Genomic DNA, 21,839 nt, shown 5'->3' with positions numbered 1-21,839 from the left:
CTTTTGTCTTTCTGTGCTTCCAGCCTAGCACACCGTTTCCGGTCTGTTTTTGGCTTTCCGCGGTGCCTTCGGAATCGCCCTTGCGGGCTTTTCCTTCGGCGACTCAGACTTTAGCGGATCGCATTTCGTTTCGCCTAATCGGCGATCCTGCTCGCGTCCCGGGTTGTTCCGAGTCGGATCCGGGCGCACCAGAACGAATACGAAGCGCCGAAGAGCGCGTCGTAGCTCGTACATCGATGCTGTGTGGATCCCCGCACGCGGGACCAGCCAGCCTGCGCGTGGGCGCAAGCTGTCTCAGGTCTCCCTGCTGAGCGGTGCGACGACTGTACCCACCTCGTCCCGTCCTCGCAAATCGAGGTTTGTCCCGGGAGACCCTGCCGTCACGGGGCTCACGGACAGAACTCCCAGGTCGGACAAGTCCGTTTCGACTCCGCGATCCGGAGCACCGGTTCACTCATGAGGAGTACACCGACACGTTCCCGCACCCACGTGAACCCCGTGGCGTTCGTGATCCGGATCGTCACCGCGGTCGTCGTGGGCATCCTGGTCCTGCACATCCTGTTGGTGCTTCTGGAGGCCAACCCCGCCAACGACCTCGTAAGCACGCTCGCCGACTGGGCGAACGGGCTGTCCGGCTGGTCGGAGGACTTGTTCACACCCGACGGCTACAAGGCGCGCATCTTCGTCAACGAAGGTCTGGCGGCCGTCGTTTACGTGCTGATCGGCGGTGTGCTGTCGCGAGCTGCGACGCGCATCTGACCGCAGGGCGACGTTGGTCCCATCATGGTGTCGTCATACGACGCCCACCGGAGGACCTGATGTCGCTGCTCACGCCCGAAACTCTGGGCGATCTGCTTGCCGAGTACGACTTCGACAACGGCTGCGTGACCCGCGTGAGCATTGACGACCCCTTCGCTCCCGGGGGTGCGACGGCCCGCATCGTCGTCGACGCGCGTGATCGCGAGCACGGTTGGCCGTGGACGCCTGTCGAGTTCCGGCTGACCGGGCTCCGCGACTACCGGCTCGAACACGGCAAAGGCTTCTCCGGCATGCTCTATTTCGACCCGGTTGTCGCGCGTTTCTCCGACGAGACCCACGGCGAACTCCTGTACCTGGACTTCGACCCCGTCGACGGCCCGGGGCAGTACGAGCCCGTGGACGCGGTCGACGTCGTGGGCCGGTCGCAGTGCTTCTTCGCCGCCGAACAGATGTCGTGGCAGGTTCTTCCGCCGGAAGAGAGCCCCCGTCTCGCGGCTGCGACTCCGCCGGCGGACTTCGAGTAGGGGGCGGGACGGGCTCTGCTGCCTTGTGCTGCCGATACTGGTTCCCGTGACTCCTCCTCCTCGTGAACGAGGTGGCTTCTCGCTATGCCGGTGGGGCGTTGCGACGGGCCAGCCCGGCCCGCAGGACGTTGAGGGCTCCCACGGTGTCGGCGTGCGCGGTGTGGCCGCACACGGCGCAGTGGAATTCCTGTTGTGTGGGCCGGTTCTCCTTGGCGGTGTGCCCGCATCGGGGGCAGCGTCGGGAGGTGTTGCGGGGGTCCACGGCGATCACTTCCCGTCCGGCGCTTTCAGCCTTCGCATCCGCACCGTTCGGCAGGAACCCGCCCGGCGTCGCGGGGTCGGGCTTCGGCGCGGGGGCCTTGCCCATGGTGCGGATTGGGAGGTCTTCGTGGGCGATGAAGTCGTGGGCGCGGACGAGGGCGAGGGCGGTCTTGTGGGCGTGGTCGAGCCGCCTGCGCCGCACCGTGCGGTGCAGTTGGGAGACCTTGTCCACGGCCCGGCGGTGGCGGGCGGTGCGCTTGTCGCGGCGGACGCGGGGGAACCGGGCGAGGGCCTGCTGCGCCGCCGCGAGCCTCGCGTCGGCGCGTCGGCCGTGGCGGGGGTTGGGGACGAACCCGCCGTCCGAGTCGGCGAGGAAGTTCGCGATGCCCAGGTCGATGCCGACCGCGCTGCCCGTCGCGGGCAGCGGCTCGGCCTTCTCCTGCTCGCAGGTCAGCACGACGTACCAGTGCCTGCCCTCCCGCTTGACCGACACGGTCTTGACCTTGCCGACCACGGCGCGGTGCCGGTGGACCCTGACGTGCCCGACCCCTTGGAACCGGACGCGGGTCACCGGGTCGTGCGGCGTACTGTCCCAGCGGCAGCCGTCGCCGTCCTTGGGGAAGTCGACCGTGTCGAACCAGCGCACCCCGCGAAAACGCGGATACCCGGGCTTCTCACCGGACCTGACGCGGCGGAAGAACGCCGCGAACGCCTTGTCCAGACGGCGAAGCGTCGCCTGCTGCGAGCTGAACGACCAACGCCCCTGACCGTCCGGGTCGAACGCCCGGATACCCTTGAGCTGCGCCGACTGCGCCCCGTACCTGACGCTCGTCCTCGACACGTGCCGCCAGGCGTCGCGGCGCTCCTGCAACGCACCGTTGTACAGCGCGCAGTGGTCCCGCAACATCGCGACCAGCGCACCCTGCTGACCCACGGTAGGCCGCATGCGGAATTTGTACGCACGGATCAACGCGGCCCACCCCCATCCCCGAACATCCCGACAACCGCGCAACACGGTAGCCGGGACCACCGACAACGGCGGCCCGCCCGAAGCGCGAACCGCCACCCCCTGCCCTGCTCCGCAAGAGCTTCGTTTCACCCCCCACGTGAACGTGGGGGTACCCACGAAGGACATCGGATGGCGGCCGACAGACAGCGACGTTCCCGAGGCACCCGCCCGTCCATCCGCGCTGTCGTCGACTCGGGCACCGTCGAGCTCGAACCCGATCCCGACCGCCCGCGGGGATGGACGCTGCGGCTCGACGAGGCTCCCCAATCGCACGTCGACCTGGACGATCCGACGTGGCTGGAATTCGAGTACATCCGCCGCATCGGCCATGTCGCCGATCTGTGTGCGCCTCCCGGCCGACCGTTCCAGGCGCTGCATCTCGGCGGCGGCGGGATGACTCTGCCGCGCTACATCGCCGCGACCCGCCCCCGGTCGCTTCAGCAAACGGTCGAGATAGACGCGCAGCTCATCGCTTTCGTCCGCGAGCATCTCCCACTCGCCAAGAACACCCGGGTCCGGATCCGCAACGGTGACGCACGCGCGATGACCGCCAAGGCTCCCGACGGGGTGTTCGGGCTGGTCGTGGTCGACGCGTACGGCGGCTCCCGACTGCCCGCACACCTCACATCGGTCGAGTTCGTCCAGGAAGTCGCCCGCACGATGGCCACCGAAGGCGTCTACACCGCGAATCTCGCGGACGGTGGCGGGCTCGACTTCGTACGGGCGCAACTGGCCACCATAGCCACGGTGTTCCCGCATGTCGCGATGATCGGTGACCCCGCGGTTCTGCGTGGTCGGCGCTTCGGCAACATCGTGGTGGCCGCATCGCGCCGCGAGCTGCCGATCGCGGAACTGACCCGGCGTACCGCGGCCGATCCGTTTCCCGGCCGCGTGCAGCACGGCCGGGACCTCGACGACTTCACCGGCGGCGCCGCGGTCGTGCTGGACACGACGGCGACGCGTTCTCCGCTGCCGCCGGGAAAGCTTTTCAGCCGTCGGTGACGCTGCCGGCGGGCGGGCTGCCGGGCGCGGGGTAGGTCCTGCCCTTCCACGCCGCGCCACGCCCGCGCGCATGCTGCACGGCGGAATCGACCGTCATGCCGAGGTAGAGGGTGGCCGCGAAGGGCAGAAGCAAAGCCTCGTACGCGGGTCGCCCGTAATAACGGATCATCGGCACATAGGTCGCCGTCATCAGGGCCCAGGTCAGCGCGCCCACCGCGGCGAGGGGCCGGTCACCTGCCGCCGCGCCGACGGCCACGGCCACGGGCGCGGCAAGGTAGACGAACGCCAGGCCGACGACGGTGCCCACCAACAGCAGCCACGAGTGCCGCAGTTGCGCGAAGGCACTGCGGGCGACCATGCGCCACAGGTCGGCGAGTGCCGGGTACGGCCGGACGCTGTCGACGTGGACGGGCGCTCCCTCGTGTCCGGCCGGGTTACCGGGGCAGGGCGGGTCGGCGAGGACCAGCCGAACCCGGCCACCGCTGCGCTTGACCGCGGTGCCGAGTGTGACGTCGTCGATGACGGCGTCACGGATGGCGTCGATGCCGCCGGCGCGCGCGAGGGCGGTGGAGCGGACGAGGACGCAGCCGCCAGCCGCCGCGGCTGTGCGACCACCGTGCCGGTTGACGCGGCGGAAGGGGAACAGCTTGCCGAAGAAGTAGACGAACGCCGGGACGATGACGCGCTCCCAGCCGGTGTGCACACGCAGCCGGGCCATCACGGAGACCAGTTCGAAACCGGCGCCGGTATCCGCTTCGGCTTCGGCCACGAGACGTGCGAGGGAGTCGGGCGCGTGCGCGATGTCGGCATCGGTGAGCAGCAGATAGTCGGGCGCACCGTCGTCGTCGTCGCGGGCCAGGGCGACCCCATGCCGGACGGCCCAAAGCTTTCCCGTCCAGCCGGGCGGGGGCGGGCCGGGCGTGGTGACCGTCAAGGACAGCCGTGCGTCGGCGGATTCGCCGAGTCGGCGGGCGAGCGGGCCCGTTCCGTCGGTGCTGCTGTCGTCGACGACGATGACGCGCGCCGGGCCGGGATAGTCCTGCGCAAGCAGGGTCGGCAGCGAGGTGCCGATGATCTCCGCCTCGTCGCGGGCGGGCACGACGATCGCCACCGAGGGCGGGACGTCGGGCACGCGTCGAGTGCCGCGCCGCGCGAGCCGTACGTCCGTACGCCAGAAGCCGCCGTGGGCCAGGGCCAGGTACAGCCACGCGACACCGGACAGCGCGGTGATCCACAGGAGGACGTTCACGATGCCAAGCGTCTCAGGCGGACGACGCGAAGGTGTCCGGTGGCGCCTTTGCGCCGGTCGACCGCAGCGCTTGCGGTTGACGCTGCGTCAACTTCTAGCTTGGTGATGCGGCCGGAGAAACCGGTCGTGATGGTTCACATGGTGGTGATCCGTGAGCACTGGGACGGACTGGTCGATCACAGAGGTGGCTCGGATGTCGGGGGTGACGTCGCGGACCCTGCGCCACTACGACGCGATCGGGCTGCTGCGTCCAGCGTCGACCGGCCCCGGCGGGGTCCGGCGCTACGGCGAGGGCGAGTTGCTGAGGCTGCAACGCATCCTGGTGTTGCGCGAGTTGGGGTTCGGCCTGAAGAGGATCGCCGCGACGCTGGCCGAGGGCGGCGACGAACTCGCGGCGCTGCGTCGGCATCATGCCGAATTGGTGCGTGAGCGCGACCGGTTGTCTCTGCTCGCGCGCACGGTTGCCCGGACCATCGCCGAACGCGAGAAGGCGGCGGACGAAGCGTCGCCGGAAGGAGGCAGGATGAGCGCGCCGCAGCGCTGGTTCGAGGGTTTCGACGCGGCACGGTACGAGGACGAGGCCCGTGCGCGTTGGGGCGACACCGTGGTCGACGCGTCGAACAGGCAGGTGGCAAGGCTGTCGGCCGAAGAGAAGCAAGGCATCCAGGAACGGTTCGAGGCCATTGTCGAGCGTTTGGCCGGCCTGCTCGGCGAAGGGGTCCCGGCCGATGATCCCCGCACGCTCGGCGTTGTTGCCGAGCACTATCGCTGGGTGTCCCTGTTCTGGACGCCGGATGCGGACGCCTATGCGGGCCTGGCGCGGTTGTACGTCGACGACGCCCGCTTCGCCGAGGTGTACGACCGGGTGGGCGATGGTTTGGCGGCGTATCTGTCGGAGNTGGACGCCGGATGCGGACGCCTATGCGGGCCTGGCGCGGTTGTACGTCGACGACGCCCGCTTCGCCGAGGTGTACGACCGGGTGGGCGATGGTTTGGCGGCGTATCTGTCGGAGGCGATGACGACGTACGCACTCACTCACCTCGTCGAAGGCGACTGAACCGGTCGGATCCCGGCAGCGGGCGCGGCGGTGAGCCCGCTGCCGGGCCCCGGGCCTGGGAATCTCCTCGTGCGTCACCGATTCGGCGGTGTTTCTGCTCCGTTTAGCCGAACACGCGGTCCCTCGACCGGCTGATTACGGCTCTTATCACTCAAATAAGCTCAAGGTCCGCTCACAAACGGCCGAAGGGAACCGATGCGGGGGTCTTTAACGGCCACGCGTGGTCGGCCAGGCCACCGGGCCAGAAGGGCGGTGCCCTCATGGGAGAAACCAAGTCGAAGTCGTGGGGACAGGGCTATCCGGTCGGAACACGCGTCCGGGTGCAGGTCGGTCTCAGTGCGGGACAACTCGGCGAGGTCGCGGACGTCTACGGTGACGCCCACCGGCCGCCGGTTGCCCCGTTCCGCTGGTACGGCGTACGCCTTGCCAACGGACTTCGCCCGCTCTACCGGCACGACGAGCTCAAGCCGGTCCACTGACCGTATTGACTCGACTGCCGTTCCGTGGCCCGGACTTCGCTCCGGGCCGCGATTTTTTTCAGGCAGGCGATGCCGCCCCCGACGCGAAGACCGGGAGGGCGTGGACGTGTGCACGACCGTCCGGCAGTGTCGCCCGAGCCAGGTCGCCCAGGTGTGCGTGGTGGGTGAAGAGGATCACCTGGAAGCGGTCCGCCATGCCGTCCAGGACGCGCAGGAGCGCGCAGGTCCGGCCGTCGTCGAAGGTCATCGCGATGTCGTCGAGGATCAGCGGCATCGTCCGCTCGGCATCCGCATAGCGTTCCAGCGTGGCCAGGCGCAGGGCCAGGTAGAGCTGGTCTCGGGTGCCCTCGCTCATCGCCTCGACACCGACCGTGACGTGTCGGCCCGCGCCGGCGCGGCGCGCGGTGAGGACGGCGCTGCCGGTCTTGGTGTCGGTGCCGGTGACCAGGTCGTCGAACCTGCCGCCGGTGAGGGCGGTGAACAGCTCTTTGGCGCGGGCGAGGACGGGGTCCTGGTTGTCGCGCCGGTAGTCCTCGATGCAGCGCAGCAGGACCTCGCGGGCGAGCTCCAGGCGGACGTACTGCTCGACGTCCAGGGCGAGCTCGGCGATCTGCGCGGTCGCCGCCTCTTGCGCCTGGGCGGCGCGGGCGGAGTCGTCGATTGCGGCGAGTACCTGGCGTACGCGCCCGAGTTCCGTGCCCTGTGCGGTGTACGCCGCCTCCGCGTTCGCGACGTCAGACGCCAACTGCTGCAAAACGGCGTCGAGTTCGGGAACGGTCCAGCCGTCGGTGAGGCGTTCGAGCTCCGATATGGGCATGCCCGTGTCGAGCAGCAGGCCTTCCGCTGTGTCCCGTTCCTCGCGGAGTTCACGAAGGCGGAAGGTCCGGGCGACGGCATCGCGCAGGGCGTTCTCGTCGTCGACGCCCGCTGACTCGACCAGGGCGGCCAGTTCGGCCGCCGCCGCGGTCACCACCGCTTCGCCGGCCTCGATACGCCGCGTGAGGCGTTCGGCTTGGGCATTGAGGAGCTCCCAGGCGTCGTGGGCCTTGCGGGCCCGGGCCAGGGCGTCGTGGTGCTCGGTCAGTTGTGCGAAACGGGCGGGGCCGGGGGCCGGCTCGGTCTGCCAGCCGTCGGCGAGCAAGGCCGCGAGCCGGGCATCGAAGTCGGCGACGCGGGCGGCTGCCTCGTCGCGGCGCCGGATGGTCTCGGCGGTCTCCCCGGCAGTGCGGGCCACCTCGGCGAGGGTGTCGGCCGCGGACGTCAGGGCACCGAAGTCGGCTGCCTCCAGGTCGGCGGTCTGTGCGACCTCCGCCCACGCCTGCTCCCAGTCCGCGCGGGCGGCCTCGGCTTCGTCCAACACGACTCTGGCTTCGTCGAGTTCGACGGCTGCGGCCTTTGCGCGGGCTTCGGCGGCCTCGCGGTCGCGCAGGGCTTCGGTGAGTGCGGTGATCCGCAGGTCGGCGAGCGCGGCGAGTTCGCGCAGTGACGTGGCGTCGGTGGGGGCTCCCGCGTCCGCCAGCTCCGTGCGGAAGCGTGAGATCAGGTGGGCCTCCTGCGCGCGCAGGTCCGCCAAGGTCCGCCGCAGCGGCCCGAGTTCGCTGGTGATCCCGGTCAACTCAGCGATCGCATCCACGACTGGGCCGGCCCCCGACGGCTCCGGAGGCCTGGCGCCCGCCTGCGCCCACGGGTCCCACAAGGACGTCCATTGCGCCGCGAGGTCGGCATTGCGTCTGTCCAACTCGGCTTGGACATCGTCCAGTTCGGCCAGAAGTGCCCGGTCGTGCTCGATGGCCGCCTCAAGCTGCACGCGTCGCAGAGACTCGGCTGCGCGGCGACGCATGCCGTCGGCGATGTCGTCGGCATGGGCGACGGCACGTTCGAAGGCCGCCGCGACATCGGTCGGTGCGCCTGGCATGGTTCGCAACTCGCGCCACAAAGAATCGCGTTCGGTGCGGGCGGCACTGAGTTCGCCTTCGGTGGGGGCGGTGGCGGTACGCAACAGCGGGCCCAGTTCGCGTCGGGCGGTGTCGAGTTGCCCGGCGGTCTCCCGGCGCCGGGTGGCGACGGTATCCGATTCCGTGCGGAGGACGTCGCGTGCGCCGCGGTGCTCGTCGATGTGGTCGCGGGTCGGCACAGGCAGGCGTATCAGGACGTCGTCGGGGACGCTTTCGAGGCCGTGGCGGGCGCGGAGGGCGTCGGCCTTGGCACTGAGTTCGGCGGCGCGCTGATCGTGTCTGACGATGTCGGCGGCCAGACCGTCGGGCATCACGCCACGCAACGCGCGCAGCGGGTCCGGGCGGGGCACCGGGGGCATGGCGGCGAGCGCGGTGCGGGCAGCAGCGAGCTTTTCGGTACGGCGCTCGACGTGTTCGCGGGCTCCGGCCAGCGCGGTGTCCAGTGCGGTGAGTCGGTAGCGCAGGGCGGCGATGCGGTCGGTGAGGTCGGGGGGCAGGGCGTACGCGGCGGGGTCGTCGACGGACCGTCCGGGGCGAACGGCCTCCAGCCGTTCCTGCGCGTGCGCGCGCAACCTTTGCAACTCGGCTTCTGCGTAATTCAGTTGCGTCGCAGCTTCGCGCACCGCGCTGGCTTCGACATACAGGGCGTCGAGGGTGTCGGCGTGCTCAAGATGGACGGTGTCGACGTCGAATGCGGAGAGTTCGGCTCGCGTTTCGGCGAGTGCGGCACGGTCGTGCGCGGTGTCGCTGCGCGCCTTGTGCAGGCGGGCAGTGACGCTTTCGAGTTCGGCGGCGATGTCGTCGGTGACGACGGGACCGGACGCGGCTTCCTCGGCGATGCGGGCCAGGAGCTCCGCGCGCCTCAGCAGTTGCGGAAGCGCGGTGCGGACCTGGGTGAGTCGGGAGTGTCGAGCCCGGAGCTCGCGCAGGTCGGTCGCCAGCCGGGTGTACTCCTCGGCGGCTTTTTCGACGGCCTTCTCGGCGACCGCGAAGTCTCGCGGGGCAAGCTCCAAGTCACGTACCTCGCGGCGGAGTTCGCCGATGCGCTTGAGAGCGGTGTTGATGCGGCGCTTGCTGTTGGGGCGCCACAGCTCGCCGGACTTGTCGAGCAGGGCCTGTTGGACTTCGGCGAGCCGGCTGCTCGACCGAGACTCGAAGAGAGCCCGGCCGACGTCGCCTTTGCCTGCCAGCAAAGCGCTTCCCCCGCGCCGGAGTTCGTCGTGGTCGAGAGCGAAGACCCGGTGGAACTCCTCGGCGCCGATGTCGGCGAGGACGCGGATCAGCTCCCTCTCCGCGATCGGCGTGCCCTCGGGTGTGGTGAGCGTGTTGTTGGCGCGCTTGTGCCGGACGATCTCCAGGGTTTCGCCGCGCCCGTCACGCAGCAGTGCGCCGAGCCGCATGTCGGCCTTGGCGTGGACGAAGTCGTACGTGCTGCGCAAATCGATGCCGTACAGCAGTTGCCCGATGGCGTGTCGTGCGGTCGACTTTCCCGCCTCGTTGGGTCCCGCCACGATGTGGACGCCGGGTGCGGAGAGGTCGAGGGAGCGGTCGGTGAAGCAGCCGAAGGCGGTGAGGTCGAGCCGGTCGATCCTCACGCGCCGCTCCCGGGGCCCGGGGCGTCGCCGCCGACCATAGCGGCGAGCAGGTCGACCGCTTCGTCGAAGACGCGGGTACGCCAGGCCTCGTCGTCGACGCGCACGCCCTCGCCGTCGACTGCGGCGCCTATGCCCCGAAGGCCGGGCAGGCGGCGGATGAGCTTCTCCAGCTCGGCCGCGTCCGCGCGTATCTCCGACGCGGTGGCGCGCAGGTCGCCGACCAGCTCGGTCAGGTCGCCCGAACTGTCTTCGCGGCGTACCGGATGGGTCGTGGCGACGCGTACCTTCTCGATCCAGACGTCGTCCAAGTCGCCTGCGGCTGCGCGCAGTTCGTTCTCGACGCGGTCGATGTCGCGCCACAGGGCCTGGTGTGCGTCGGACGGGCCGGTGAAGCTGATCCGCAGGGCGAGCGGTCGGCCGTCGGCGGCGCGCACGCTGCCGCGCATGCCCTGGTCGGCGAGGCCGAGGGCACTCTCGACGTCACCCGCACCGGACGCGTCGACGTGCAGGTGGTCCCAGCGCACGACGTCCAGATCGCGATGTTCGGCGGTGACGCGCGGCCCGTCGGCGGTGACGAGGGTGGCGCCTTTGGGACCGGTCTCGCGCGCGTGGCGGCCCTGGAGGTTGCCCGGGAAGACGATCCACGGGTCGCCGGCACGGACGACCCGACGGGTGTGGATGTGTCCGAGGGCCCAGTAGTCGTAGCCGTGCGCGGCCAGGTCATCGACACGGCACGGGGCGTAGAGGGCGTGGTTGTCGTCGGCGCCTTCGAGCGCGGTGTGCAGCAGGCCGACGTTGAGGAAGCCGTCACGTGCCTTGGGATAGCCGAGGGCGAGATTATCCGTGATGTCGCGTTCGGCGAAGCCCTGGCCGTGGACGGCGAGTCCGAGGTCGGGGTATTCGATCGTCTCGGGCCGGGCGGTGGTGAGGCTGCGGACGTTGTCCGGGAGCCTCAGCTCCTTGGTGATCCTGCTTTGCGCGTCGTGGTTGCCCGAGATCATGCAGACCTTGATTCCGGCCTCGCGCAGGCGCTGCATCTGCGATCCGAAGAACAGGCCGGTCCGGTAGTCCTTCCAGTCGCCGTCGTAGATGTCGCCGGCGAGGAGCACGGCGTCGACGGATTCGTGGAGGGCGAGGTCGACCAGATTCTCCAGGGCGCGGCGCACGGCCCCGCGGAACTCCTCGGCGGGGGCGCCCGGATAGCGGGACAGGCCTCGCAGCGGGCTGTCGATGTGCAGGTCGGCAGCGTGCAACAGCTTCATCCGGCCGCTGGCCCTCCATCCGGGCGGTTGATCGACAGGTGCCCAGGATATGCCGTGCGCCGACGGGTCCCGGGACCTTTGCCGAATCCCGGGATCCGAGCGATCGAGCCGAACCTGCCTGGCGGGCTTGCCGCGTGGCCGGCGGTGAGGTGTCAGGGGATGTCGAGCCACGTGCCGGAGAACACGATGTCGGGGTCGGGGCCGATCACTTCCCGGTTGATGACGTAGAGCGTCTCCCAGCCGCCGGCGACGTCGAAAAGATCCGCGATCGACGCCAGGGTGTCGCCGTCCTGCACCACGTAGGTGGTCGTGATGGGCACGGCGTGCAGGCCGAGAGAGCGCGAGCACTGCGGCCAGGCGTCCCAGCCCTGCCACCGCAGGATGCGCTCGGCGATGTTGATCTGCTGCCGCCGCGTCGCCTGGTGCGGGAGTGCGGCGTAGGTCCGGCCGCCGGCCTCGTTCCAGGTGGACGGCAGGATCTGGAGCCCGCCGTAATAGCCGTTGCCGGTGTTGATGCTCCACCGGCCGCTGCTCTCGCACATCGCCAGCCGGTCCCAGGTGGCGTCGGACACCGCGTGGGCCGGTGCCGCCGCGGCCGTGCCGAGCACCATCGCCAGCACGGTGCCGGCGATGAGGTACGCCGAAGATCGAACAGTCCGTCGGTACATGCGCCCTGACGCTAGGCACGCCTTCGTCGGGCCCCGGCGTTTTCGGGTGCGCACCACGCCGTGAGACACCCGGTCGGCCCACGGAACACCGCGACCGTACGCCCGAAGGATCTTTTGGCGGGTCAGCCTTCCAGGCCGCCGATGACGTCGGTCGGGAAGTCGCTGGGGAGTTCGAGGCCGCTGGGAAGCTGAAGATCGCTCGGGAGGCCGCTCGGGAACAAATCGGTGGGAATGCCCGGCTGCTGCTGTCCCGGCGTTTCGTTCGTTTTACCCGGATTGTCGTCGCCGTCGTCGCCGGTCATCAGGATCACCGCGGTGACCACCGCGGCGACGAGGACCAGCGCCAGCACGACCGTGATGAGCGGATTGCGGCCGGAGCGGCGTGGGGGCGGAGGGCTCTGACCGGGGAACGGCTCACCGTACGGCGGTGGCTGGTACGGCGGTTGGCCGGGTTGCTGGTACGGCTGCTGCTGATATGGCTGTTGGCCGTAAGCCTGGCCATACGGCTGCCCCGGCTGCTGACCGTAGGGCTGCCCGCCCGGCCCCGAGCCCTGGCCACCGTAAGGGTCGCCCGAACTCCCGTACGGCGGCGGCTCCTGATGCGACATGTTCCACTCCCCCCACGACGACCGGCCTGTGCGCCACGCCACATGCGCCGCCCATGCTTTCACGAACGCCGATCCGCCGTCAGAGAATCGGGGCAGCCTCGGGAGCGCCGGAGTGGACGGACTTCCCCACACTGTCGGCGTGCGGCGTCGCTACCGTGGGGCGGATGAGTGGCCTGACGGATCGTCGGATCGGGTCCGCGCAGGTCAATATCCGCGCGCACGCGCCGGCGATCCTCGGCGCGGGCGTTTTGGTGGTGCTGTCGCCCCCGGGACGCAGCGCAATCGACATCGCACCGTGGGTGTTCGCGGCCGTCGCGCTCGTGCTGCTCGACGCGGGAGCGCGGGTGCCGGAGCGCCTGCGCGGCGCGGCGACAGGAGTCGCGGCGGTCCTGGATCCTGTGGCACTCGCCGTCGTTCCGCTGCTCTGGCTGACCGGCCGCCGGCGTCCGGCCGTGACCTCTGCGGGCGTCGCGGCTGCGGGCCTTGCCGCCACGTTGCCTGTGGACGGCCTCGAAGGCTCGTCGTGGCGACCGCTCCTGACGGACCGTTACCTGCCCGGCGACAGCCCTGACGCGTCGCTGCGCGGCATGCTCCTGCGCATCGCCGCCGACCACACACACGGGGTCATCGGCGCGGACACCGAGACCATGACGCTCGCGTGGGTGCTCCTGGGGACGGCGGTCGCGGTGGTCGGGCTGCGGCGCGCGGCGCTGCTGTACGCGGACCGGCAGCCGCTGCTCGCGGTCGCGGTGGCGGTGTGCGCGGGGCTCGTGGTGCTGCCGGTGGCATGGACGTACGAGCTTCTGTGGCTGCTGCTCGCACTGGCCGGACGGGTCGGCGGGCGCCCCGAGGACCGGCCCGTGTGGCCCGCGCTGATCGTCGTCGCGGCCGCGGTCGAGCGCGACGTCATCGACCCCCGGCTCGGGACGTCGCTGTCGACGGTGTTCGGCAACGTGCCCACGCTCGTGGTGCTCGCCGCCGCGTGTGCGGTGCCGTTCCGCGCGCGCGAAGACCCGTACTGGCAGGTACGCCGTGCCGCCGCGCCCGCGCTGCCGGCGGGCCGGTGGGCGCTGCTGCCGGGCAAGGCGCGTCCGGTCACCCGGCCCAACCTGCTCCTCGAACTCATGCTGATCCGCGCCGGCTACTGGGCGTATCAGAACATTCGGGGGGATCTGCGCGTTTCCATACCCCGGCAACGCGAACAGGCGATCGAGAACGCGCGGCACATCATCAGGATCGAGGAATTCCTGCGCATCGACATCGAGGCGTCGGTGAACCGCTTCTCGCTCCGCTCGACGCGCTTGTTCGAACTGATGTTGGACTACTACCGCGAGCTGCACTACGTCGTACCGGTGGTGGTACTCGCGTGGCTGTACGTCCGCCACCCGACGCGCTACCGCGCGGCGCGCACGGTGCTCGCCCTGACGACCGGGCTCGCGCTGATCGGCTACTGGCTCTATCCACTGTGCCCGCCGAGGCTGTTTCCGGGCAGCGGCATGGTGTCCTCGCTGCCCGGCGGTCCGCGCTCGTACGTCTTCGCGGTCCACCTGATCAATCCGTACGCCGCCATGCCGTCGCTGCACATCGGCTGGGCACTGTGGTGTGCGGTCGCGGTCGTGTGCGTTGCCCGGTCGCGGTGGATCAAAGCGGTCGCGGTGGCGTACCCGTGTGCGACGTCCTTCGTGGTCGTCGGCACGGCGAACCACTGGATCCTCGACGGTGTCGGGGCCGCCCTGGCACTCGGTGGGGCGGTGCTCGTGCAGCGGGCGCTCACCGGACGGCGGTTGCGCGACGCCGTACCGGCGTTCCTCGCGCGTCTCGGGACGGCTCCGGCCTCGCGCAGGCCCGCCGCCGAGGGCGGGGCGCCGGTGCCCGGGCCGCGATCGGGGGACGGAGCGGCGCCGATCAGGGAGGATGTGGAGTCGAACGCATGAGCGATCCATGCGCGATAAAACGGTAGAAAACCGCATCCTCTGCCGCGGATCGGACCCGGCCGGTTCTGCGGCACCGGGGCCGCTGGTCGAGAATACGGGGAACACCGCCACGCGGCGGTCGCCCGCTTTTCGATCCTTCCGGGCAAATGACATGGTGTCCGGAGCGCGAAAACCGGATGTACCGCACGCATATGCGCCGCCACCGAGCGGGAATGCACGACCCCCGCACCGCGGACCGGCGTCCCGACACACGAGATCTACCAGGAGAAACGGCACATGATTCGGACGGGGGGCAGGCACCTTTCGGATATACGGAGCAGGATTCCCCTGGCTCCGGCGGCCCTGTGGCTCATCGCGGGGCTCCTGGCGATCCGACAGGCAGCCCACACGCTCACCCTTCCTCCCGGCCGGCGCCTCGCCGATCTGGAGATGTGGCTGGGCACGGACGGCGTGCTCCAGCTTCCCGGGTCGCTGTACGACGGGGAGACCCACGGCAGACCGTTCTCCGGCACCCCGTTCGCCGGACTCGTGCTCCGGCCGCTCACCAACGCGGCCGAAGAGACGCTGGGCGTGGTCTGGACCATAGCCACGCTGTTCATCGTCGCCGCGGTCGGCGTCGTGGTCGCGCGCAGCATCACCGCCACCTCCAGCCGCCGCGCGCGTGTGTTGGCCGCGCCCGTCCTGATCTCGCTGATGGTCGTGTCGCTGCCGGTGCGCGGCAACCTCAGTCTCGGCCAGTTGAGCCTGCTGCCGGTGCTGCTCGTGCTGCCGGCGTGCCTGACGCGCGAGCCGGGCCGGGGCGCGGGAATCTCGGCGGGCGTCGCGATGGCGCTTCAGCCGGTGATGCTGCTGTTCGCCCCCTTCCTCTGGTTCACCCGGCGCCGCAACACCGCGCTGACCTCCGTGGGGACCTTCGCGGCGGGCACAGCTCTGGCATGGGCCGCGCTGCCGCAGGATTCGCTGACGTACTGGGTGCACCACGTCGCGGGCGCCGGTCTGGGCGGGATGCCGGACGCGCTCGCCAACCAGTCGCTGCACGGCCTGCTGCTGCGGCTCGGGCTGCACGGCCCCGCGGAGTACGCGGTGCTCGCCGTGGTCGCCGTGCCGCTGATCTGGTTTGGTCTGCGCCGGGCGATCGCATACGCCCTCGACAACCAGGCCGTGCTCGGCACCGCACTGACCGGCTGCGTTGTCGTCGCGGTCTCGCCGGTCTCGTGGCAGCACCAGCAGCTCTGGATCCTGCTCGCCGCCGTGGGGCGGATCGGCACGGTACGCGCGGACCGCCTGGTGTGGCCGCTGGTCGTCGCCGCGGTGATGGTCTTCGACAGCGAGCAGCTGCTGCCGGGCAACCTCTCGGCGGCCCGCACGGTCGCCGACAACGCACCCCTGCTGCTGGCGCTGCTCGCGGCGGTCGCGATGCCGTTCCTGGTCCGCGAGTCGCCGACCTGGGAGGCCCGGCCGCCGCAGCTCGCCGCGGCCGGCCGTGTGCCGGGGCGCCGCATCCCGCTGCTGCCCGACAGTCTGCGCGTGTTGTCGCGGCCCAACCTGATACTGGAGCTGATCCTGATCCGGGTCGGCTATTCGTTCTACTCGTTCATCCGCGCGTCGGTGCCCGACCAGCGCACGGTCGCCGAGGAAAACGGCCGCCAGATCATCGGCATCGAGCAGTTCCTGCACATCGACATGGAGTACGCGCTCAACCAGTTCACCGCCAAGACGGAGTGGCTCAAGGCGTTCAGCGGGTTCTTCTACGAGACGTTCCACTTCCTGGTGCCGCTGAGCCTGCTGGCGTGGCTCTACATCTCCCGGCCCGCGCAGTACCGCTCGGCGCGCACGGTGCTGTGCGTCGCGACCGCGACGGGGTTGATCGGGTTCTGGCTCTACCCGCTCGCGCCGCCGCGGCTGATGCCGGGCCACGACTACATCGACACCGTGCACGGCCCGCAGGATCTGGCCAACCCGGACTTCGGCGCGCTGACCGAGGTCTCGAACCAGTACGCGGCGATGCCGTCGCTGCATGTGGGCTGGTCGCTGTGGTGCGGCCTGGTCATCCTGTGCATGGCGCCGAAGGTCTGGATGAAGGTGTTGGGCCTGGCGTATCCGCTGACCACGACGTTCGTGGTCATGGCGACGGCGAACCACTACATCCTGGACGCGGTCGGCGGTGCCGCGGTGATCTCCGTCGGCCTGGGGGTGCAGTACGCCCTGACCGGGCGGAACCCGTTCCGGGACACCGAGGAGTCCCCGGAGGCCGAGATCCCGAAGCAGGACAATCCTCCGACTGCTCGGAAGACGCCGATTCTTCGCTGACCACGATGAAAACCACGGCAAACAACGCGGCAGGCCGAAGCATTGCCAAGGCTTTGCCCGGATCGCCCGCAACCACCCGGACGGTCGAGCGGTAAACACGGTGGCCGTTCCGCACACGGGACGGCCGCCGTACCACTGTCTCGACCGAGGAGCACGATGACGCACATCACGCGCCGCGTCGCCCAGTCCGCCCTGTTGATCGCCGCGGCGGGCATGGCGCCTCTGCTCGGCGCCTCGTCCGCACACGCCGACGCGCCGCTCGACATCGGCGGTGCGCTGAACGGCGTGAGCGCGCCGGACGCGCCCGCGGTCGGCGGGGTCGCCGACAAGGTGCCGGGGGCCGGCAACCTGGTCCAGGGCACCGGCGCCAAGGCGGGCGACGCAGTGCAGGGCGGCGTGCCCGCGACGGTCGGCTCGGTCACGCCGGTGGCCGACAAGGTCGCGGACACCGGCACCGCGAGCGTCACTCCGTCCGTGGACCCGAACGTCGCCCCGGGCCCGCAGGGCGCCCCGCCCGCGGCGATCGCGGACACCGACCGCCACAGGCTGCCCAAGTTGGTCGGATCGGTCTGATCAGGCTGATCGCCTGCTTCACCTGATCGTCCATACGGGCACCCCGAGGTCCGGCACTCCATTCCCCCGAGGAGTGCCGGACCGTCCCGTTTTCTCGTGGCCTCCAGGTGCCCCTGGGCCCAGAGGGCTCAGATGCCTCAGAGGGCTCAGAGGGCTCAGACCAGGCGCTTGATCTCGCCGTGGGCGCGGTAGAAGCCGCCCTGCGCGGACTCGCGGACGCTCTCGACGACATAGCGGGCGCCTTCGACGCGCATGTTCTTCGGGAACTGCACGTTCCAGCCGGACTCGTAGCCCGCCGTCACGACGTGGACACGCAGGCGCCCGCCGACGTTGACGCACTCGACGACGACGCCGTTGCCCGCGTCCGCGGTGGTCTCCACGTCAGCGGTCGGCACCACCGCGTCGAGGGACGCCAGCTTGACGTCGCGCACGGTCGGCACGGTGCCCTGCTCGGCGGCGTGGATCGCGGCCTCGCTGACGTCGATGCAGGCGAGCTGGCCGCTTGTGGTGACGATGTACAGGCGCTCCTCGTGGTACTGCATCGAGTACGCCGAGCCGCAGCCGGAGGCCAGCTTCCACAGCCGCGTCCCGTCGGCCTTGAAGCAGTAGATCGACGACGAGCTGTCACCCGCGAAGACGTACTCGCCGTCGCGCGCGGTCGCGCAACTGAAGACGGAGGCGTTGCAGGGGTACGTCGCCAGCATCTCGCCGTCGCTCTTGCGGATGCGGTGCACCTTGTTGCCCGACGTTCCCGCGTAGACGTCGTCCTTCTCCTGCCAGCCGAACAGCACCGAACCCGTGGTCTTGGTGTGCCACAGCTTCTTGCCGTCCTTGCCGAACGCCTCGACGCCCGCGGAGTGCCCGTGGTAGACGCCGTCGCCGTCGACGCGGACCATCCACGCGCCGGTGCCGCGGCCCTTCTCGGCCCACAGCGTGTCGTCCTCGTGGTCGACCGTGGTGATGCCGCCGTCCCTGTCCGAGACGCCGAGCGTGCCGTCGTGGATGTCGAGCCAGTAGATGTCGATGTTCTCGGCGATCTCGTACGCGACGCGCGGCGCCTTGCCGCCGATGTCGTAGACGTTGCCGTCGTCGCAGCCGGCGTAGATCCACGAGTCGTCGCCGACGATGCACTTGACGCCGTCGGGCAGCTTGTAGCGGTTGGTGACGTCGCCCTCGTGGTTCAGGGTCCACACGTCACCGCGCTCGTTGCCGACCATCGCGCGGTCGGCGTCGATGAAGACCCCGAACGCCGGGGAGCCGGAGTTGTACTTCCACAGGACCGGGGCGCGGCGCACGTTGGACGGGGTGCGGGAGCCGGACGACGAGGGGGACGGGGCCGGGCGGCGGCTGACCGCGCGGCGCTTGCGCACGCCGCGTATGGCCTCCTCGTAACCCTTGCGCTTCTTGTCGGCGACCTTCTTGGCGGCGGCCGCGGCGGCCTTCTCCGCTGTCGGGTACGACGTCGTGGTGGCCTTGCCCGGCACGCCGATGCGGCCGTAGGTGATCGTGACGTCCGTGCCGGAGACGACGACTTCGTAGAACTTGTGCGAGCCCCCGCCGTCCTCGGACAGCTCCAGATACGACGTCGAGTCGGCCATCGCCGGTCACCCCTTGGCATGATTTGTTGCACGAAGTCGGGAAGTGTCGCCGTCGGCACAGGAGTTGGCCCCCGTCACTCCTTCGCGGCGATGTGCCGAGCCTAGAGGGCGATCCCGACAGCCGCTGGGGTCGCGGGCAAGAAGCACAGGGCCCGGCCGGAACGCGTCGGCTGGGGCCTTCGGATACTCCGCACGAACGACTGCGGCCGGGAACAGCCCTTCTCCCGGACGACGTTTCAGCGGAAGCTCGGGGGTTAGTCTCCCCTCGTTTTGCTGATCGGCGGCAGAGACGGGCATGCGGCGGACCGCGGCCCGTCCTCGGCGTCCGGACCTGCTTGGAGAGTTGCGTGACCGGGCAAGCCTTCGCGCCGCAGTGGCCCGCCGCCTTCGGCGCCCGCCCTGCCGGAGACCGTCTGGCGCGTGTGCGCCGTTCCCCGCACTTCTTCGACGGGGCGTTCCGCAATCCGGTCCCCACCCGGCGCATGGCCGACGGAGCGCTCCGGCTGATGCTGCGCCGGCAGCGCGCCGCCGCCGGGCTGCGCCGGCCATCGGGAGCGATCCCGCTGACGTGGCGGCGCGCGGCGGACTACGCCGACGGGCCCGAGTCGGGGCTGCGTGCGACGTGGCTCGGTCACGCGACGGTCCTCGTGGAGATCGACAACCGGCGGGTGCTGTTCGACCCGGTGTGGAGCACGCGGTGTTCGCCGTCGGCGGCGTTCGGCCCGGCACGGCTGCACGCGCTGCCGATGCGCTGGCCGGAACTGCCGTACGTGGACGCCGTGGTGATCTCGCACGACCACTACGACCACCTCGACATGGCCACCGTGAAGGCGCTCGCGCGGCGCGACGCGCAGTTCCTGGTGCCGTTGGGCCTGGGTGCGCATCTGGAGCGCTGGGGTGTGCCGGACGAACGCATCACCGAACTCGACTGGCACGAGTCGGCGGAGGTCGCCGGGCTCTCGTTCACCGCGACGCCGGCGCGGCACTACTGCAACCGGGGCGCGCGGGTGCTGGGCACGGTGCTGTGGGCGTCGTGGGTGGTCGCCGGCCCTGCGCACCGGGTCTTCCACAGCGGTGACACCGGCTACTTCCCGGGGTTCGTGGACCTGGGCGACGCGTACGGCCCCTTCGACCTGACGATGATGCAGGTCGGGGCCTACTGCGACGCATGGCCCGACGTGCATCTCACGCCGGAGGAGGGTGTGCGGGCGCACGTGGACCTGGCCGGGGGCGTCCTGCTGCCGATCCACTGGGCCACCTTCGACCTCGCTCCGCACGCGTGGCATGAACCGGCGGCCCGCACGGTGGCCGAGACGGCGCGTCTGGGCGTGCCGGTCGCCGTCCCGTGGCCGGGCGCGTTCGTGGAGCCCGCGCTGGGTCTGCCGGACGGCGACTGGTGGCGCGACATCGCCCCGCTGCGGGAACCGGGTCGCGGGAAGCCCGTGGACGTAACTGTGGAGGCCTCGCTTGGGGGTTCGCCGCTTCAGGACCCGCCGCGCAAGGAGCCGGTCGCCGGTTGATCTCGGCAGAGAACGCCTCCTTGCCCGCATGCCGGTTTTTTCACCGATTCAAGGCCGTTCGGTGATGTATCGCCCTCTGGCGCGGCCGATTCTGGGCCATGTGGTTCAGGAACAACACGTGTAGAGGCCGGTGGAGGCGTACGATCGGGGCCGTCACCAACCCTGCCGCCACAGGTCCGTCCCATCCGCCCGACCGCCCGCACGCACGTACGCCGCACTTCGTCGGCGCGCCGCCGTCCGGAAACAGAAAGCACCGGTTCACACCTGAGGAGGCCTTGGTGACCACGGGCTCCATTCCGCCCCTGTTCACGGTGCGCGTCACGGTGCCCGCGCCGAACCGCGCACGTGTGCACGTCGGCGGCGAGATCGACATGGACAGCGGTCCGCGCATCGAGGCGCTGATGTACCGCCAGATCGACAACGGCCGCATCCACATCGAAGTGGACCTCGGCTCCGTCGACTTCATGGATTCCAGCGGCATCCACCTGCTGTTACGGGTACGCCGCCGCGCACTCGACGCGGGCGGCGGCCTCGACCTGCTGGCCGCCGGGCCGCGCGTGGTCCGGCTGCTGGAGGTCGCCGGCCTGACGGAGATCCTGCCGGCACCGCGCCGGGTCGTACCCGCGCTCGACGGCGACGCCGGCACGGCCACCGGGTCCTACACGTGGAACCTGCGCACCGACGCGTGGTGGTGGTCGCCGGAGACCTACCAACTCCTCGGCCTCGCACCGGACAGCGTGCGGCCGAGCACCGATCTGATGCTGTCGCTGCGCCATCCGGACGATTCCGGCGATTCGGCCGAGACGGTCGGCGAGCGGGCCCCGGCACGGCCCGAAGCCTTCGCGGGGACCGAGGTGGACGGTGAGCCGTTCATCTCGCGGCACCGGCTGCTTCTCGCGGACGGCACGACGCGGACGGTCGCGGTGGTCGGCGAGGTGACCGTGGACGAGAACGGCGAACCCGTGGAGATGACCGGGTTCTTCGTGGACGTCACGAACGAGAGCAACGAGCCCTCGGAGGGATCGGCGACGGGGAGCTGAGGCGGTCGCGGAGGCGCCGCAGACGCGGGCCGAACCTGCCGTCGGGAGTCCGGCGTCTCGCGGGCCCGGTTGCGCTGCTTGGCCGCGCTGCCTCGTCGCACGGCCCGGCCGTGGGGGTGTCGTGGCCGGGCGCGTCGCCTGTGGACCGCGATGGCGGGTGCGGACGCGGACGGCCGCCCCGGTTGCCACACACTGGATGCGGACCGGCCGAATACGGTCGGCGGACAGCCGGTGGGCCGCTGCCGTGCGCTCGGCGCGCGGCGCGGCCGTGGAACATGAGGTGGGGCAGCGTTGGACGTCGAACGGTTCGCCATGCTCGTGGGCGAGCGGCTGCGCCGGCCTCGCCGCAACGAGCGTCGCTCGCGCGGTGAACGCCTTGCCGACGCCCTTGCCTCGCTTATCCGTTCGGGTGATCTGCTGGGCGGCAGCCGGCCA

Annotated in this window: 17 protein-coding genes and 1 pseudogene; 11 read left to right on the top strand and 7 right to left on the bottom strand. The window is 70.5% G+C overall.

Annotated features, from left to right (window positions below):
- Positions 1-498: 498 nt before the first annotated feature.
- Both ACRX5W_RS25750 and ACRX5W_RS25745 read left to right on the top strand, forming a co-directional pair.
- Positions 499-759: a hypothetical protein gene (locus ACRX5W_RS25750; RefSeq protein WP_436790679.1), complete on the top strand. Its 261-nt coding sequence runs from the start codon at positions 499-501 to the stop codon at positions 757-759.
- Between the two features lie 59 nt (positions 760-818).
- Positions 819-1,283: a hypothetical protein gene (locus tag ACRX5W_RS25745; RefSeq protein ID WP_436790678.1), complete on the top strand. Its 465-nt coding sequence runs from the start codon at positions 819-821 to the stop codon at positions 1,281-1,283.
- An 82-nt stretch (positions 1,284-1,365) separates the two neighbouring features.
- Here ACRX5W_RS25745 and ACRX5W_RS25740 read toward each other — a convergent pair whose 3' ends face one another.
- Positions 1,366-2,514 (bottom strand): RNA-guided endonuclease InsQ/TnpB family protein, encoded by a 1,149-nt coding sequence (locus ACRX5W_RS25740; protein ID WP_436790677.1) that lies wholly within the window; start codon positions 2,512-2,514, stop codon positions 1,366-1,368.
- A gap of 168 nt (positions 2,515-2,682) precedes the next feature.
- Here ACRX5W_RS25740 and ACRX5W_RS25735 point away from each other — a divergent pair, with 168 nt between their 5' ends.
- Complete coding sequence (locus tag ACRX5W_RS25735) at positions 2,683-3,555, top strand: spermidine synthase (RefSeq protein WP_436790676.1); 873 nt, start codon at positions 2,683-2,685, stop codon at positions 3,553-3,555.
- Here ACRX5W_RS25735 and ACRX5W_RS25730 read toward each other — a convergent pair.
- On the bottom strand, positions 3,542-4,804 hold the full coding sequence (locus ACRX5W_RS25730; protein ID WP_436790675.1) for a glycosyltransferase: 1,263 nt from the start codon (positions 4,802-4,804) through the stop codon (positions 3,542-3,544). The two genes, ACRX5W_RS25735 and ACRX5W_RS25730, sit on opposite strands and share 14 nt — an antisense overlap.
- A 193-nt stretch (positions 4,805-4,997) precedes the next feature.
- Here ACRX5W_RS25730 and ACRX5W_RS25725 point away from each other — a divergent pair.
- The 3 genes and pseudogenes from ACRX5W_RS25725 to ACRX5W_RS25715 form a co-directional block, all read left to right on the top strand.
- Positions 4,998-5,690 (top strand): annotated as a pseudogene (locus ACRX5W_RS25725) (MerR family transcriptional regulator); the annotation flags it as partial.
- Positions 5,599-5,862: a TipAS antibiotic-recognition domain-containing protein gene (locus ACRX5W_RS25720; protein WP_436790690.1), complete on the top strand. Its 264-nt coding sequence runs from the start codon at positions 5,599-5,601 to the stop codon at positions 5,860-5,862. The pseudogene ACRX5W_RS25725 and the gene ACRX5W_RS25720, both read left to right, overlap by 92 nt.
- Positions 5,863-6,122: 260 nt before the next feature.
- Entirely contained in the window at positions 6,123-6,341 is a 219-nt protein-coding gene (locus tag ACRX5W_RS25715) for a hypothetical protein (RefSeq protein ID WP_436790674.1), read from the top strand.
- Positions 6,342-6,399: 58 nt separating this feature from the next.
- Here ACRX5W_RS25715 and ACRX5W_RS25710 read toward each other — a convergent pair whose 3' ends face one another.
- From ACRX5W_RS25710 to ACRX5W_RS25695, 4 genes are all read right to left on the bottom strand, one after another.
- On the bottom strand, positions 6,400-9,891 hold the full coding sequence (locus ACRX5W_RS25710; protein WP_436790673.1) for an AAA family ATPase: 3,492 nt from the start codon (positions 9,889-9,891) through the stop codon (positions 6,400-6,402).
- On the bottom strand, positions 9,888-11,153 hold the full coding sequence (locus ACRX5W_RS25705; RefSeq protein WP_436790672.1) for a metallophosphoesterase family protein: 1,266 nt from the start codon (positions 11,151-11,153) through the stop codon (positions 9,888-9,890). The genes ACRX5W_RS25710 and ACRX5W_RS25705 overlap by 4 nt, the downstream gene beginning before the upstream one ends.
- A 152-nt stretch (positions 11,154-11,305) precedes the next feature.
- The gene (locus ACRX5W_RS25700) at positions 11,306-11,821 is read right to left on the bottom strand and encodes a transglycosylase family protein (protein ID WP_436790671.1); all 516 of its coding nucleotides are present in this window, start codon (positions 11,819-11,821) and stop codon (positions 11,306-11,308) included.
- Positions 11,822-11,943: 122 nt separating this feature from the next.
- On the bottom strand, positions 11,944-12,429 hold the full coding sequence (locus ACRX5W_RS25695; RefSeq protein ID WP_436790670.1) for a hypothetical protein: 486 nt from the start codon (positions 12,427-12,429) through the stop codon (positions 11,944-11,946).
- Between the two features lie 53 nt (positions 12,430-12,482).
- On the opposite strand from ACRX5W_RS25695, the gene ACRX5W_RS25690 reads away from it, so the two are divergent.
- From ACRX5W_RS25690 to ACRX5W_RS25680, 3 genes are all read left to right on the top strand, one after another.
- Entirely contained in the window at positions 12,483-14,363 is a 1,881-nt protein-coding gene (locus ACRX5W_RS25690; RefSeq protein ID WP_436790669.1) for a bifunctional glycosyltransferase 87/phosphatase PAP2 family protein, read from the top strand.
- Between the two features lie 276 nt (positions 14,364-14,639).
- A complete protein-coding gene (locus tag ACRX5W_RS25685) occupies positions 14,640-16,673 on the top strand; it encodes a bifunctional glycosyltransferase 87/phosphatase PAP2 family protein (RefSeq protein ID WP_436790668.1) in 2,034 nt (677 codons plus the stop codon).
- Positions 16,674-16,829: 156 nt separating this feature from the next.
- Entirely contained in the window at positions 16,830-17,246 is a 417-nt protein-coding gene (locus ACRX5W_RS25680) for a hypothetical protein (RefSeq protein WP_436790667.1), read from the top strand.
- Between the two features lie 155 nt (positions 17,247-17,401).
- Here the strand turns inward: ACRX5W_RS25680 and ACRX5W_RS25675 are convergent, their stop codons facing one another.
- Positions 17,402-18,844: a WGR domain-containing protein gene (locus ACRX5W_RS25675; RefSeq protein WP_436790666.1), complete on the bottom strand. Its 1,443-nt coding sequence runs from the start codon at positions 18,842-18,844 to the stop codon at positions 17,402-17,404.
- Positions 18,845-19,191: 347 nt separating this feature from the next.
- On the opposite strand from ACRX5W_RS25675, the gene ACRX5W_RS25670 reads away from it, so the two are divergent.
- Complete coding sequence (locus tag ACRX5W_RS25670; protein WP_436790665.1) at positions 19,192-20,364, top strand: MBL fold metallo-hydrolase; 1,173 nt, start codon at positions 19,192-19,194, stop codon at positions 20,362-20,364.
- A 278-nt stretch (positions 20,365-20,642) separates the two neighbouring features.
- On the top strand, positions 20,643-21,404 hold the full coding sequence (locus tag ACRX5W_RS25665) for an anti-sigma factor antagonist (protein WP_436790664.1): 762 nt from the start codon (positions 20,643-20,645) through the stop codon (positions 21,402-21,404).
- Positions 21,405-21,839: the final 435 nt, after the last annotated feature.

It is taken from the genome of Yinghuangia sp. YIM S10712 (assembly GCF_051388935.1).
Classification (GTDB): domain Bacteria; phylum Actinomycetota; class Actinomycetes; order Streptomycetales; family Streptomycetaceae; genus Yinghuangia.
This window is presented reverse-complemented; position numbering and strand designations above follow the sequence as displayed.